Source organism: Vibrio sp. 1557 (assembly GCF_033340175.1).
GTDB lineage: Bacteria > Pseudomonadota > Gammaproteobacteria > Enterobacterales > Vibrionaceae > Vibrio > Vibrio alginolyticus.
In genome coordinates this window covers 566061-581245 of the sequence record NZ_JAWOVZ010000001.1, presented here as the reverse complement: position 1 = coordinate 581245, position 15185 = coordinate 566061, and the positions used below count along the sequence as shown (strand labels likewise).

The following is a 15185-nucleotide window of genomic DNA, read 5'->3' as shown; positions in this document are numbered from 1 at the left end:
TTAAATTGCTCAAATTGGTAGGTACCATCAGTATTCAGACTGATGGTACCTACCATCAGTATTCAGACTGATGGTTAAGACGGTTTCATTCGAGCCAGCAATGGACAAGGTGATAGTACTGCCGTCTTCAGAGAGTACCGCTTCTGTCGCCTGATTATCACTCAGTAGGCCATCGAACTGACTAAGTCCTTCTTGATTAAACGTGACCGTTGCCAATTGATCACTACCAATATCAACAAAGGTGCCAGTAATTGGTGTAGAAGAAGATTCAACGTTTTCAAAAGTAACGTTTTGCGGCGCAGGATCATCGCCATCAATAACGGTTGTCGTAAAATCGATAGGCGCTTGAATGCTGTTACCACCAATATCTGCACCTGTAATATCAAAAGCAATATTGATTTGATCACCGACGATCGATACTTGGCCATCAGCAACAGACGCAACATGGTCAACGCCCTGGCTAATCGTGGTAACGACTTCTAACTCTAAATCACGGCCTACAGATGTCGCTTCGATCTCGATACGAAGCACTTCGTTACCTTCTTGAGTACCGATAATGGCATTTTGCGCTTCGTCATAAACGAACGCCACTGGCTGACCACCAGAGGTAATATCACTGTTAAGCTCAGTCAACAAAGACTCTAAAGAAGACGTTTCGGGTACAAATGAAGCAGTATCAAGTGCGAGATCCCCTGCTTCAACCAGCACACTAGACGAAATGGTTTGCGGGTAGCTTGATAGAGAAATTGAGCCTTCTGTTACGCTAGATTGCAGTGACTGCCCACCATCAGCAAAAATCGTGACATTCAAACCGTCATCTTCGTCGCGATCATCTTCTCCGCTGCGAGTCGCAGACGTTTCAAAAAAAGTAGAAGCGAGTACTTCCGGGTTATTATATTCAACCGTCACGTAGCCAGCATTAGCCGAGCCTTCAGCACCTGCGCCAGCAGCTGTTGCTTCTAAGATAGCGGTAGGGTCAGCTCCGTCTAAAATAGCTTGCTGGATAGCGGCAATATCGTTGGCGTCGAAGTCAGCACTTCCAATAGCCGTTGGGTCAAAAGTCACCAAGCCATTAACTGGAGATTGTACCAATACTGGTTCTAACGGTTCAGAAGAAGGCACAGGAAGACAAGCAACACAATTTGCATCGACCAGATAAAGCTCATTATTTATCTGTACGTCGAGAGAAGCATTATTTTCTGTGATAATAATCTCGCCAGGTCTTAACTCATCCCCCGCTTTTATGACCTTAACGTTTCCATCCAGGCCCAAAACCAAAACTTCACCTTTGACAGCATTTACAATCGCGCTCTGCGGTACCGTGTGCGTACTCATCTGACCTCCGCTAATGGCTTACGTTTCCCATTAACCTTTTTAGATAATTTCTTATTAATTTAGTGCGGCATACTGCACACCTTTATACGATTAAACTAAGTATTGAATCATTAAACAATCGATAAATACCCTACTACCAAGCAACATAAGTAAAACTTACTCGTAGTCACAGAAATGTGACACATGTGCTGACGCGTAGATATCGAATAATTATATGAAATTGATACCTTATTCTGATTAAGTGTAGTTGTTTTAAGAAAAGAAGAGAGATGAAATCATTCAGCTAAACGCCAGACTGCCGGTTGCGATCAATAATGGAAGAAAAGCAATGAGAATGTTGTATACACCGGAGCGTGATGACATCTTAATCAATATCGGTGACGAAAAAAACGTAACGATTAAATATTGAACAACATAAATTGCAGGACAAAATGCAACGATAAAAAAGTGGCTTACGATATGAATCCCCGCACACCACGAGTTCGGTTTTGTTCTGATATACAGCAAAAAAAACACGAGCAAGCTAATAATAAAATACATAAACACAGCACTTGAAAATAATTATCATTTTCAATCATATGTAAATATTCCCTTACTTTCAATGGTGTTTGAGCTATTAATGTCATCGTTATTATCAATCAACACAATAAGTAAAATTATCAGTAATTCCAGTCCTAAACGTTTGCGTAATCGCTAACCTTCTCTTAACCTTGATTTGAGGCTTTTATCACGGTTTTTCCATTGATATAGTGCGTCCATACAACAAAAAAAGACCATTCGAGGCATGGAGCTTCCTCATTAATCTCAAGATGAGAAGAATTGGTACCGACAAAATTCGGCAGATTTTAAGAGGGTCAAAAAATGGACATGAATATGGTTGAGATTTTAGGTTATGCAGCTTCAATCATGGTCGCTATTTCGCTAACTATGAAAGATATTGTTAAGCTTCGTATCCTTAACTTTATTGGTTGTGCGCTATTTACTGCTTACGGACTAATGATTGATTCTTGGCCTGTAGTACTAACTAACGGTTTTATTGCTTGCGTTAACATCTACTTCCTAGCAAAAATGCAGCAGGAAAAAAAAAGCCTAGAGCCTGAGAAAGCGCAATAGCATTCAAATAATAAAAGCCCGCAAATCATAAGATTGCGGGCTTTTGCTTTTAACATTCCCTTTCTATCACAGCATCCTTAAACGAGCGCTAACGAACCCAGCTAAGTGCTAGTGTTTCTCGACGAGAAAACATGTCCACATGCGATGAAATGATCGCCTTCACCGTATTCAGTTTCTCTTCTGAATCCGCCTCACAGGTTATAGTTAAGCTAGATGCACAAAGGTTAAACTCAGCTTTTCCCGTCGGAAATGTCACCAAACCGCTATTTTCATTCCAAGTAGCAGGAACTTTTCGTCCAAAATGCCGACAAAGCGTCACTAAGTATTTGTCAGCGTGTTCGCTATCTATTCGGGTGCTTTCTTTAATCATGAACTTACTCGTTACTTTGAAACGTCCTATGAAGAACCTTGTTAGAATTGATAAGCTGCAGAGAGCTTGAAGTTGCGACCCGGCTCGTAGTCATCAAGCGTGAAGCCACGTGCAGTCCCCGAACGAGACGCATGAGAGCTGTACAACTCGTCAAATACATTATCAATACCAAAGGTCACCGACAGCCCATCAATATCAGACGGCACCCATTGAGCGTATAGATTATGCACATCATAACTTGCTTTCTTTGGCTGACCATCAAAGACGTTGTCTTCCTCTAGAACAAACATTGAGTTCCACCCGAAGATCGTTTCTAAAGCGTCTGACTGGTAATCCAAAGTTAGAGCAATGCTATCACCCATATCAATGCTACGCCCATTGCCCCCAGCAACAGGACCACCAGTATTCTTGTTTTTGGTGTCCGACTTAGAGTAAGAAAGTTTGCTGTTAAACTTGTCGTAACCATAAGAAGCACTTGCTTCAAAGCCTTTAATCTCAACATCACCTAAGTTGTAAATCAGGTAAGTTTGAGTCGCGTTTTGGTACTGATCTGCAATGTAATCATCAATTTCCGTTTGGAATACCGTAATATTCGCCCCAAAGAAATGCTTATCAAAGGTTTTATCAAAACGAACACCACCCTGCGTGTTCAATCCCGTTTCTGGCTTTAACCCATCCTCTAAAAATGCAACGTCTTGGTAAGCAATAAAGGTTTCCATTAGCTCTGGACCTTTAAATAGAGAGCGTGCACTCGCAAACAACGTCCAATCTTGCGTCACCGCCCATTCTGCTGCTAGAGCCCAAGTCACATCATCATAATTACTGTTTCCTGTCTCAGCTTTGCGTTTGTAATCATCAAAGCGCATACCTGCAGTAATAAAGAAGGCATCAGAGAAGAAGAACTGATCTTCTACAAACAGTGCGGTTGAAATCGCCGATTCGTCCATAAACTTACGACTACCGTAGTAACTCGAAGACGTTTTATCCATGTAGTCGAAGCCATAAGTGACTCGATTATCAAACTCACCTAACATAACATCTGACTGGAATTTGCCATTCAAACCAAAGTTTTGGTTTTTGGCGGTGTTCTTTGATAAACGGTTCGAGGGCCAACGAGGGGCCATCACCGTTTCGTCACGTTTAATTTCTGTCTCGGTATTATAAAGAGTGACGTTTCCTTGGTGTTGTTCGCCTCGCAACTCGTAACTCAAGGTAACGGTATCGCGGTCATAATCCGTAGGGATAAGTAACTTGCTCGACAGGCTATTATTTGCACTACCCGACATATCAGGACGCGGACTGTAATCTCCACTGTCTCGGTACATGTCATAAGAGAGCTCAAAACGATGGATGTCATTTAGTTCATACCCCAGCTTAGCCAGAATGTTGTAAACATCACCTGCAGCACCATAGGTTTTATTGCCATCACCATCTTCAAAATCATCACGCGTAACGTAATGGCCATAGACCATCGCATCAATGTTTTCGGACAAAAGTCCGTACAGTGTCAACGAACCTTGTTGGTTGTCGTTGGATGCATAGCCGCCATAAACACGCGCACCAAACTTTTCATCGTAACGAAGTAAGTCACGAGCGTCTTTCGTTTCAAAGTAGACCGAACCGCCTAACCCGTTTTGAGTCACAGAGTTATTACCTACCTGAATGTCCGCAGATTTGAGAATGTCAGGGTTCAACGTCAAGTTACCAATATGATGGAACATGCTCGCATGCTGAGAAGCACCGTCAAGACGAATGTCCAAATCGGTTTCGCTCAAACCACGAATCGTAATACGTTGATTCACAGAGTGTGTGCCACCAACATCCACACCGGGAATATCGCGCAGTAAATCAGACATATGATCCGCTTGCTTCAGTGACATGTCGTCCGCAAACATCGACTCAGTGTTGCTGGAAACTTTCGTTCCCCATACAACGACCTCTTCAAAATGTGACTCAGTATCTTGAGCTAAAACAGGGGTTGATAGCGCCATTCCCACTGCAAGGCAAAGGCTTGAAAGCTTGATAGGTGAACAAGCAGGGCTTTCCATAACTTAACTCCTAAATATTAATGATAATAATTCTCAGGTATAATAAGCATGAGTTTTATAAATACAAAGGCGATTCGGTTATGCGAAATCGCACAAGTGTTATGAGGAAGTGTCAAATGCAGGAAGTCACAACAAAACGAACTAAAATTGCCAAGATAGCTTTAACCCAAAGACTAGAGGCGACAGAGAAACAATGGATTGTCACGCAAGGCCAACCTTGTCAAACTCAACTGGCCGAAGGTAAGTTCCTATCATATCAGTACAATGATCAAATTTTTGTTCATGGCGGGCGTTGTCTAGAACTTATTGATTCGAATATTGTTTCTACTGCACACGCCTCACTGCTGGTCACTATTCTTTTAGAAGGTAGACTCTCGTTTGGCTACGACGATTTGCAATTTGATTTAGACGCGAGCGACGGCCCTAAGGGTGTAGTGGTGAACTTACTCAAACCTGCAAATTTTCGTCGTTCACTGCTCAAAGATAACCTCATTAATAAGATCAACATATTGGTTAAGCCCCAATGGCTAGAGGCCCGCCTTGAGCAAAATTGTAGTCATCGAGCCTTTTTTAACTCTCATCAGGCGTTTCAACAGTTGGAGCCTAACCAGACGCTATGCGAGCTGGCCGAAACGTTAACAAATAGAGAAACACCGCAAGAGTTCCAAGAAAAGCTAGAGGTCGAAAGCTTGATCTATCAAATATTACATCAAGCCACCAAGCAAATTCCTAAGAATTTCAGTGCTAAAAACAGCAATATTGAACGACACATTGATGGTCGAATTGAGGATATTGTCAGCTATATTGAAACTCACCTTGATCAAGAACTACGCTTGGAAAAGTTGGCGAGCCAATTCTCAATGAGTGTTTCAAACCTGCAGCGTCGATTTAAACAATCACTTAATATGACCATAAACGGCTACATTCGTTTTCGACGTCTTGAGATTGCTAGGCAACATTTGGAACGTGGCCTAGTGACGATAACAGAAGCCGCCTATGAAGCCGGATACCACCACCCTTCTAACTTCACTTATGCCTTTAAAAAGGCATTTGGTGTGCCACCACATGAAGTGATTAAAGAGTAAGGGGACTCTAGGTAACTGACTGTTATTTAGGAGTGTCTTATCCACAACATCGGTATATACTCGCCTTAAACGTTATGGAGGTTAAACATGAATATTGGTGCCGTCGCGAAGCTCACTGGGCTTTCATCTAAGTCGATTCGATTATATGAAGACAAAGGGGTCATATCTCCACCAGCGCGTAGCGACTCTGGCTATCGCGAATATTCAGATAATCATATTCAAGAGCTTAACTTGGTATCACGCGCAAAAAGCGCAGGCTTTTCGTTGCAAGAATGCAAAGAGTTCGTACAACTTGCTCATAACCCCAATCGCAAAAGTAGCGAAGTAAAAGCAAGAACCATGGACAAACTGAGAGAGGTTGAAGAAAAAATTGCACACCTCATGGAGATCAAAACGCAACTTGAAGGTTGGGTTTCTTCTTGTCCTGGAGATGCAGAGAGCCGATGCCCAATCATAGACGAGCTCACCAAGTAAGCCCGCCTATCTATTGATCTCGTTAAAAACGAACTAGCTCGCTTAATGATAAGTACACATGCGCTTACCGTTTAACTCTATGATGTTAAATGGCGTTTCATAGATGTCCTCTAGCGTAGACGCTTGAATAACATCTTCAACCGCACCACTCGCCACAACTTTACCTTTCTTAAGCGCCAATATGACATCTGAGTAACACGCCGCGAAATTAATATCATGAATCACGACCACCATGGCTTTATTCATGTCATGGGCTAACTGCTGCACAACTTTCATGATCTGAAGAGAGTGTTTGATATCTAAGTTATTAAGAGGTTCATCAAGAAAGACATAATCTGTATCTTGTGCAATCACCATAGCAATAAATGCAAGCTGTCGCTGACCACCACTTAATTCATCCAAGTATTTGTCTTGAATATCTTGCAAATCTAAGTAGTCGATCGCTTGTTCTATGACCTCATGATCTTCTTTAGTCAGATTTCCTTTAGAGTATGGGAAACGACCAAAAGAGACTAACTCTTTTACGGTAAACCGCATTGTAATCGAGTTAGCTTGGCGAAGTACTGCCAGTTTTTTCGCTAGCTCTTTTGTGTCCCATTCCGCGATTTCCTTGCAATCAATGATAACACTACCGCCATCTCGCTCCGTTAAGCGCGAGGCCATAGATAACAGCGTGCTCTTTCCCGCGCCATTTGGACCGATAATCGATGTTACCTTGCCCTTTTCAAACTGAGTATTGGCCTCGTCTACGACTTTGTTTGAACCGAAAGCCTTCGTTAATTTATCTATTACTATCATATTTATACAACTTTGTTTTTCAGCAGCAGGTATAAGAAATACGCACCGCCGATAAAGTTAATTACGACACTCAACGTCGTCTCAAAACTGAACACGTTTTCGATTATCCATTGCCCAGCAAGTAATGAACTGATGGATAGAAACGAACATCCGACCAATAGCGTTTTATGTTGGTAACTTCGGAACATTTCTCGGCTTAAGTTGGTCACTAGTAAACCAAAGAACATGATTGGCCCTACCAAAGCCGTAGAAATAGCAATCAAAACCGCCGAGATAATAAACACATTTCTCGTCACTTTAGGTACATCAACACCCAAACTTTTCGCATTGTCTTGGTCGAGCCAAAACACATCTAAAGTGCGATGCATCCTAAACAACAACCAACATGCAAACATCAAAGCCGGAGCACTAAAGTAAACCAAGTTCACTTTGACATTATTGAAACTGGCGTACAGTTTCGACTGAACAATTGCATATGTGTTTGGGTCCATCAGCAAAGAAAAGAATGACGCCGCATTGGAAAATAGCTGACCAAAGATCAAGCCGACCAATAGCAACGTAATCAAGTTCTTGCTGCCTTTTGAAAAGTAAAACCCAAACAGCAGTAGCGAAAACGACACCATTACAATTACTGCAATCGCGAAATTGACGTACAAGTTAAGAACTAAGGTACTCAACCCACCAAAAATCAACACGATCAAAATTTGGGTTAACACATACAGCGCATCAAAACCCATGATACTTGGCGTTAAAATTCGGTTGTGCGTAATGGTTTGAAATACAAGTGAAGACTGAGCAATGGCCACACCCGCTAGCACTATCGCCAATACTTTAGGAACTCTACGAGACAAAAAATATTGGTAGTTGTCAGCCGTTAGCCCAATACCAATAAACAGACACGCGAAAAGAATCGCAATGCCACCTAGCAGCAGGATTTTCGTTGAATCACGCATGTTGCTTACCTCGCAACAACATTGCGATGAATACCACGCCACCCAATATGCTAATCACGATAGAGATTGGCATTTCATGAGGGAAAATAATTAAACGACTCACCAAATCGCAACACAACACTAAAATGGCCCCATACATGGCCGTAAGCGGAATGTTCTTTTTGAGGTTATCGCCATAAAAGTGACTCACGAGATTCGGTACAATCAGCCCTAAGAATGGCAACTGGCCAACAATCATCACGACACTTGCTGACATGATGGACACCAATAGCACGCCAATCGTCACAACCTGCTGATAATTCAAACCCAAGTTAATCGCGAAATCTTTTCCGATACCTACGGCAGAGATCCTTGCGGCAAAAAGATAGCTGAGGATAACCATTGGTACCGCGATGTACAGCAGTTCAAAATCACCACGCAAGATGTTGGCGAAGTTTGCGACTGTCCAAGCATTCAGACTTTGAAGTGCATCATATTTGTAAGCGATAAACGTAGTCATGGATTGGATGACATTGCCGAAAATAATCCCGACAAGTGGCACAAAAACCACGCTCTTAAATTGAATGCGCTGAATAAAGAAAACAAACGCCAGCGTCCCAAATACCGAGATGCCGAACACGAGCCAAAGGTGATTATCATTACCAAAGAAAACCACGCTCAGTACATAGCCCAGCATGGCACATTCGATCGTACCAGTTGTAGAAGGTGCCGCAAATCGGTTCTGGCTGATTTGCTGCATGACAAGACCCGCAATACTCAAGCCAGCACCAGCAAGCAATATGGCAAATAAACGTGGTATACGGCTGGTAAAGAAAAGTTCTAATGCTTTCTCATCACCTGAAAAGAGTTGTTGGGGCGTCATGTTTGCCACCCCAACAAATAACGAAACCGTGCTTAAAACCACAAGGGTTAGCAATAACTTCTTCAAAGTTAACCTCTGCTATCTTGGATTACAGTTCAACGGTTTGCTTTATCTCACTGACCATTTTTTCTGTTGCTGTCACACCAGACATCGACAAGTACCACGCGTCCACATCTAAATAAGTGATTTTATGATTTTTATATGCCGCAGTCGCTTTGACTAAGTCGTTATCCATGGATTTACGAATATCGTTATCCGGCGTACCTGTCAGAGAATTTCGGTCAACCACGAGAATATTTTTCGGGTTAGCTTCACGAATAAACTCATAAGAAATGACATCTCCGTGAGTGCCCGTTTTCACGTGCTCAACCGTTTCCAAGAAGCCAAAGTCGTTATAAATGACGCCAAATCGCGACTGGGCACCAAACGCGCTGATGTTGTCACCCATGCTCAAAATCGTTAATGCATCATTTTTGTTCGATTGGTTGTAGTCACGGATTGCTTTAAATTGAGCATCTAGCGCTTCAATTTTCTGCTCTACTTTTTCTTCGATATTGAAGATCTTACCAATATTGCGCCATTGCGCTTGCGTGCCTTCCCAATAGCCTTGGTTCTCTTTCGCCGCAAAAACAACTGTAGGGGCAATTTCACTCAGCTCTTCATATTTCGCAGACGCTCGCGGACCAACCAAAATCAAATCCGGTTTTTGCATGTAGATGGTTTCAAAATCAGGTTCAAACAAACTACCCGCAGAGGTGTAGTTATCTTTGCTGTATTTTGAAAGGTAACTAGGAAGATTAGAAGAGTTAGATACTGCAACAGGATCGATACCAAAGTTGTCCAACGCATCTAGCGGGCCAAAGCCAATCACAACCACACGCTCTGGGGATTGTTCTAGCTCTGTTTGACCCATGTAGTGGTCAATCACAACTTTAGCAGCGAAAGAAGGAGAAACAGTAAATAACGACAGCATAGCCGCACCAACGAATTTTTTCATTTTGTTAAGCCTTAATGAGATCTATTATCATACGCGTTCGCAATATAACGCTACTCTTTAATGCATTCAACAAAATTTAAGGTACTTTACATTAGTTACGTTTACTCAAGACTTAGATATATCAAAGACTTATAAAACCCATCAGTTCCAATACCTGGGCGTATCATTCATGCGCTTCAATAAACGCTTTGAGTGCCAGCTCATCAATAATCTCCAAACCGTTGTCCGTTTTTGTAATCAATCCCTTTTCAATCAAGTCCTTAACTGCACGTCGATAGACTCGGCCTGAGGTACCAAACCGCTCAGCCTCTTGGTTCACTTTATCAAAACCACCAAGCAACTTATCCGTCTGATTACGGACGAGAAGATCATAGGCAATGTTGTAAGTAATGGGATGCAACAAACGGTTAGTGTAGATATCCATGGAGTCTTGATAATCCTCAGCCAATGCTGAAGCGAAGAACACCATCATTTGGGGATGATTTTGCAGTGCTTCGGTTAGTTTTTGGATACAGATAACATCAACCTGCATATGTTCATCTGCTATCACATTCCATTGACAAGGAGTCTGAGTGAAGAACTCCATTTCACCATAAATATGATAGTCGCAGTTAGCTTCCCCTAATTGAAAACGTCGTCCATTTGCGGCCAATATGTTCATCGAGACTCGACCTACTGGCACAACATACAAGTACTGAAGTTGCTCACCTTGGCGGAGAATTGCTTCCCCAGCATCAAAGTAACGCGAATTTATTTGGCATTGATAAATCAAATCGCGAAAGGTGGCACTCTTTTCTTCAAGGTATGTTTTGAAGCGACCAGTCGGATAAGGGCTGATTTTCATTTTCTGCTCTCTCAGAAAAAGTTACGGACAACTATTTAAGGTGGATTGTACCCCGTAACTCCAAATAAAAAAGCGACAGTGACCTGTCGCTTTACATCTATTCTGTTTATGTGACTTACTGAGATAGAGACTGGCTAACGCTGAGCAACCAAGGCTTCTAATGCCGTAATCGCGGCACTCTTCTCACCTTGCATCATTACTTTGGCCTCATCAACGTACTGACCAACACCTTCTTTCACATCTTGTTGATACAGCACCACGTTGTTTAATATCGAAGCCACATGAAGGCCTCGTAGTCGACCGACCGTAAACAGCGCAGAGGTTTCCATATCGGCACCTAAGATGCCTTTCTTGTTCCAATGTTGGCATATTGCATCCTCGTCATCGGTATAGAAACTGTCGTGAGAACGCACCACACCAAAATGATAATGCACTTTTTGCATCGACAAGTAACGCTCAACTTCCTTTAACAGTGGAAAGCTTGCGTAGGCTGGATAAGACGAATCGACATACGCTTTAGAGCCGCCCTCATCTCTTACCGCGCCTTCGGCAATGATCAACTCGCCAAGATGAATGCCTGATTGCATTGCCCCCGCCGATCCAACGCGTACCACATGAGTCACACCGCACTGTTTTAGCTCTTCCACTGCGATGATCATCGATGGCGCACCTATACCTGTACTACATACTGAAACAGGCTTGCCTTTGTAGTTGCCGGTAAACACACGGTACTCGCGGTTTTCCGACACCATTTCTGCATCATCAAATAATACCGCGATACGATTCGCTCGATCTGGCTCGCCGCATACAATAACGAGGGGAGCGATTTGTGTTTCATCCACTCCGATATGAGGTTGTTTGGCCATTTTTCGTTCCTTACGCAGCAGCGTGCGCTAAGGTTTTATCGCCATTGCGCTTAGCGCTACGAGCCCACTCACGCGTGCCATTGGCAGCGATGAACATAAGAATCGCGTACTGAACAGACATTGCGTAAACACCTTGCGTCGCGTAGATACCCACACTGATAATATTAATCACAACCCATAGAATCCAGTTTTCGACGTATTTACGTGTCATCAGAATTTGTGCAACAACAGAAAGTACTGTCATGGTTGCATCCCAGAACGGGAACGCGTCAGGTTCAAGCACCGGTTCAGCCAAGTCAGCACCAAAGAGATTCAAGCTATCAACAGCAATGTTTGCTAGCGCAAAGAAAAATGGGTCGATATAGATCGTTAATAATGCGATACATGCAACGCTAATAGAGGCAGTAGTAATAAGTTTCTGTTTATTTAACCAGCGAACCTCCAGCGTTTCACCTTGTGCGTTTGGACGAGTCCACGCATACCAGCCGTAAATGTTCGCACAGAAGAAAAACAATTGAAGAAGCAATAATCCGTATAACTGAATTTGAAAAAAGATAACGGCAAAAAGCGTGACATTCAGCAAACCGAATAAGTAGTTGATGGTTTTTTCTTGGCTGGCAAACCAAATGCAAAGCAGTCCAAAAACGGTACCGAAAGCTTCGATCCAGCTCATTGCGTAGCCGTCGCCAATCGGAATGTTAACGAGAGTATTATTAATATCGAGTAAGGCAAAGAGGTCCATAACATGTCCTTTATTATTTTGTTTGGAATACGCTTATATTAGAGCGTGATCCCCAACAAAAAGGAGGACATTTGTCCTCCTCTTGATGCACTCGATCATAATTCAGTTCAATGTTTACTTGAAAGCAATAAATGATGCTATTGAACGGTGTTGGAAATAGACGTGCCTATGAGTCCAAGCCTAGATAGCGTTTTTTGAATGCAGAAGCTGATGCAAATAAAGCTGACGCCAAAAGTGTAATAATAAAGCCAATTGCGTACTCAAATGCTTCATTAACCAGTAGCTGATAGCAGCTCACAAAAAAAATCAATACAACTGTAATAACATTAACTCGGTGAAACCAAGGGTGTTTTACAGATAACTTAGCGTAACCTTTTGATAACATTTGACTAATCCGCCAGACAACAATTAATAGTTTTATTTATAATCAACGACGATAGTAAGGCTTTATCGTATAAAGAGAAACGACTTTTTTAATTTTTTAGCTCAACATCACACGTCATTCAGTGAGGTTTGACTTTAACCTCTTGACGCTTTTTCGTTCCACTAGAGTCGGCTCTAATTGTACGACCTGTGCCTCTGTTGATTTTTCATCCAACTTTCGGACAAGAGTCTCAACGGCAGCCTGCCCCAAACGGTACTTAGGCTGATGAATGGTAGTTAGCGATGGCGACATAAATTTCGCGATATGGATGTCATCGTAACCAATAATGGATAGGTCGTCCGGCACTTTAATACCGAGCTCATTTGCGGCGTTAATCACACCCATCGCCATCATATCGTTAGAGACGAAAATCGAGCTGGGTAATGCGCCACGCTGAGCCATTTTTTTGAACGCTTGATACCCACCCTCACATTCGAAGTCAGACTCAATGATCCAATTGGCATTAAATTCCAAGCCAGCTTCGTTCATTGCTCGCTTATAACCTTCGTATCGCATTTGCGCTTGGTGTTTAATCAAAGGGCCAGTGATGCACCCAATTTCGGTATGGCCGCAATCAATTAAGTATTTCGCCGCTAAGTAACCGCCACGAAGTGAGTTGTCTTGTATTTTATCGCTTGTAAATAGCATCGGCCCCCAGTCCATTACCACAACTGGGATATCTGGGTAACGCTCAAATACATCGATACGCTCTCCTTCTAGCGACGAGCACATCAAGATCAAACCATCGACACGCTTTTGCAATAGCGTATTAATGGATTGACGCATACGTTCGTTATCACCCTCGGTGTTACATAAAATGAGGCTGTAGCCTTTTTGGTAGCAGCTGCGTTCGACGCCTTTTACGACTTCGCCAAAGAATGGGTTGGTTGAGGTTGTCACGAGCATACCAATGGTTTTGGTACGATTGACTTTGAGGCTACGCGCCAACGCAGAGGGCGCGTAGTAGTTAAGCTCTTTTGCGGCATTGTTAACGCGTTCAGAGATCTCTTCGCTCACAAAACGCGTCTTGTTAATAACATGGCTCACTGTTGAAGTGGAAACCCCTGCCAGTTTTGCGATGTCTTTCATCGTCGCCATGTTACTACTCCTATTTTAATGAGGCGTTGTGCGCCTTATTGTTCAGCGAGAAACGCGTCCACCTCTTCGCGGGTTGGAATCGACGTTTGCGCGCCAAAGCGGGTCACAGAAATTGCAGCCGCCGCATGTGCAAACTTAATCGCTGATTCTAAAGGTAAACCTTCTAGGAGACCAGTGACGAATGCCCCATTAAATGTATCGCCCGCTGCGGTAGTATCCGTCGCTTCAACGCGGAAACCCGAGATGATTTCGCCTCGACCGTTTTGGCTTAGCCAAACGCCTTTTGCACCGAGTGTGATCATGACAATTTCTATACCTTTACCATGTAGCACATTCGCCGCTTCTTGCGCGCTTTCGTTGTCTGTTACAGTAATACTTGTCAGAACTTCAGCTTCCGTTTCATTTGGCGTAATCACGTCAATGTAAGACAGTAATTCATCTGACAATTCACGAGCTGGCGCAGGATTCAAAATTACGTTGGTTTTGGCATCTTTCGCTACACGCGCAGCTTTCTCAATGCCGCACATCGGCGTTTCCAATTGCATTAGCAAGTAATCTGCTTGGCGAATACGCTCTAAATCTGGCTCAATCGCTTCTGCTGTCAGTTTGGCGTTCGCTTCAGCTGAAATGCAAATGCTGTTCTCACCACTGTCCGACACTTGAATCATCGCGATACCTGTCGGGCAATTTGGCTGCATCTTCACACCAGTGATATCGATGCCGTCCATTTTGAAGTTTTCGCGAATGTTAATGCCGAATGAGTCGTCGCCCACACAAGCGATAAAACCGATGTCTGCATTTAATCGCGCCGCCGCGACGGCTTGGTTGGCACCTTTGCCACCTGGGATAACTTGATAGTTGCGACCATGCAGCGTCTCGCCTGGGCGAGGGAAAGAAGGCACTTGAAGAACATGGTCAGCGTTTACACTACCTAACACCACTAACTTATTCATACGGTTATCCTCGGTTCTGAATGAACCCTTTTTAAAAACTGTTTAGGAAAATACATTAGATGACTTTAACTTCTCTTCCTGATGAAGGAGTCTCGATAAAAAGCCAAAGGCATCTATACCCCACACTTTGCAGTATTTTGGGTAAGTTTGCCCTCACCTCCTAAACGACAGATATAAACGGAGGAGAGAGCAAAAATTAGGATGATTTATTGGAACTTGAAAC

15 protein-coding genes are annotated in these 15185 nt (G+C 43.0%); 3 read left to right on the top strand and 12 right to left on the bottom strand.

The window, feature by feature from the left end:
- Positions 1–27 precede the first annotated feature (27 nt).
- On the bottom strand, positions 28–1335 hold the full coding sequence (locus R7070_RS02575; protein WP_318141083.1) for a retention module-containing protein: 1308 nt from the start codon (positions 1333–1335) through the stop codon (positions 28–30).
- 861 nt (positions 1336–2196) lie between these two features.
- Between R7070_RS02575 and R7070_RS02570 the strand changes: the two genes are divergently transcribed.
- The gene (locus tag R7070_RS02570) at positions 2197–2448 is read left to right on the top strand and encodes a YgjV family protein (RefSeq protein ID WP_005376619.1); all 252 of its coding nucleotides are present in this window, start codon (positions 2197–2199) and stop codon (positions 2446–2448) included.
- A gap of 88 nt (positions 2449–2536) precedes the next feature.
- On the opposite strand, the gene R7070_RS02565 is transcribed toward R7070_RS02570, so the two are convergent.
- Positions 2537–2818 carry a DUF2218 domain-containing protein gene (locus tag R7070_RS02565; protein ID WP_005376622.1) on the bottom strand — a complete coding sequence of 94 codons (282 nt, stop codon included), beginning with the start codon at positions 2816–2818 and terminating at the stop codon, positions 2537–2539.
- A 41-nt stretch (positions 2819–2859) separates the two neighbouring features.
- On the bottom strand, positions 2860–4866 hold the full coding sequence (locus R7070_RS02560) for a TonB-dependent siderophore receptor (RefSeq protein ID WP_025767866.1): 2007 nt from the start codon (positions 4864–4866) through the stop codon (positions 2860–2862).
- Positions 4867–4982: 116 nt separating this feature from the next.
- Between R7070_RS02560 and R7070_RS02555 the strand changes: the two genes are divergently transcribed.
- Positions 4983–5951, top strand: a complete 969-nt coding sequence (locus R7070_RS02555; protein WP_025767867.1) for a helix-turn-helix domain-containing protein — start codon at positions 4983–4985, stop codon at positions 5949–5951.
- Positions 5952–6038: 87 nt separating this feature from the next.
- Positions 6039–6425, top strand: a complete 387-nt coding sequence (gene cueR / locus R7070_RS02550) for a Cu(I)-responsive transcriptional regulator (RefSeq protein ID WP_256900082.1) — start codon at positions 6039–6041, stop codon at positions 6423–6425.
- Positions 6426–6467: 42 nt separating this feature from the next.
- Here the strand turns inward: cueR and vctC are convergent, their stop codons facing one another.
- The 9 genes from vctC to rbsK all read right to left on the bottom strand — a co-directional run bounded on the left by vctC (position 6468) and on the right by rbsK (position 14962).
- Positions 6468–7223, bottom strand: a complete 756-nt coding sequence (gene vctC / locus R7070_RS02545) for an iron chelate ABC transporter ATP-binding protein VctC (RefSeq protein ID WP_025767868.1) — start codon at positions 7221–7223, stop codon at positions 6468–6470.
- Positions 7224–7225: 2 nt separating this feature from the next.
- On the bottom strand, positions 7226–8176 hold the full coding sequence (gene vctG, locus R7070_RS02540) for an iron chelate uptake ABC transporter permease subunit VctG (protein ID WP_005376631.1): 951 nt from the start codon (positions 8174–8176) through the stop codon (positions 7226–7228).
- Positions 8169–9104: an iron chelate uptake ABC transporter permease subunit VctD gene (vctD, locus tag R7070_RS02535; RefSeq protein ID WP_017820306.1), complete on the bottom strand. Its 936-nt coding sequence runs from the start codon at positions 9102–9104 to the stop codon at positions 8169–8171. Before vctD ends, vctG begins: the two co-directional genes overlap by 8 nt.
- 22 nt (positions 9105–9126) lie before the next feature.
- A complete protein-coding gene (locus R7070_RS02530) occupies positions 9127–10035 on the bottom strand; it encodes a siderophore ABC transporter substrate-binding protein (RefSeq protein WP_005376635.1) in 909 nt (302 codons plus the stop codon).
- Positions 10036–10198: 163 nt separating this feature from the next.
- Positions 10199–10879 (bottom strand): Crp/Fnr family transcriptional regulator, encoded by a 681-nt coding sequence (locus tag R7070_RS02525; protein ID WP_005382613.1) that lies wholly within the window; start codon positions 10877–10879, stop codon positions 10199–10201.
- Positions 10880–11013: 134 nt separating this feature from the next.
- On the bottom strand, positions 11014–11745 hold the full coding sequence (locus R7070_RS02520) for a nucleoside phosphorylase (protein WP_318141082.1): 732 nt from the start codon (positions 11743–11745) through the stop codon (positions 11014–11016).
- Positions 11746–11755: 10 nt separating this feature from the next.
- On the bottom strand, positions 11756–12487 hold the full coding sequence (gene pnuC, locus R7070_RS02515; protein ID WP_017820308.1) for a nicotinamide riboside transporter PnuC: 732 nt from the start codon (positions 12485–12487) through the stop codon (positions 11756–11758).
- Between the two features lie 499 nt (positions 12488–12986).
- Positions 12987–14009 carry a substrate-binding domain-containing protein gene (locus R7070_RS02510; protein ID WP_005373138.1) on the bottom strand — a complete coding sequence of 341 codons (1023 nt, stop codon included), beginning with the start codon at positions 14007–14009 and terminating at the stop codon, positions 12987–12989.
- Between the two features lie 35 nt (positions 14010–14044).
- The gene (rbsK, locus tag R7070_RS02505) at positions 14045–14962 is read right to left on the bottom strand and encodes a ribokinase (RefSeq protein WP_256900083.1); all 918 of its coding nucleotides are present in this window, start codon (positions 14960–14962) and stop codon (positions 14045–14047) included.
- Positions 14963–15185 lie beyond the last annotated feature (223 nt).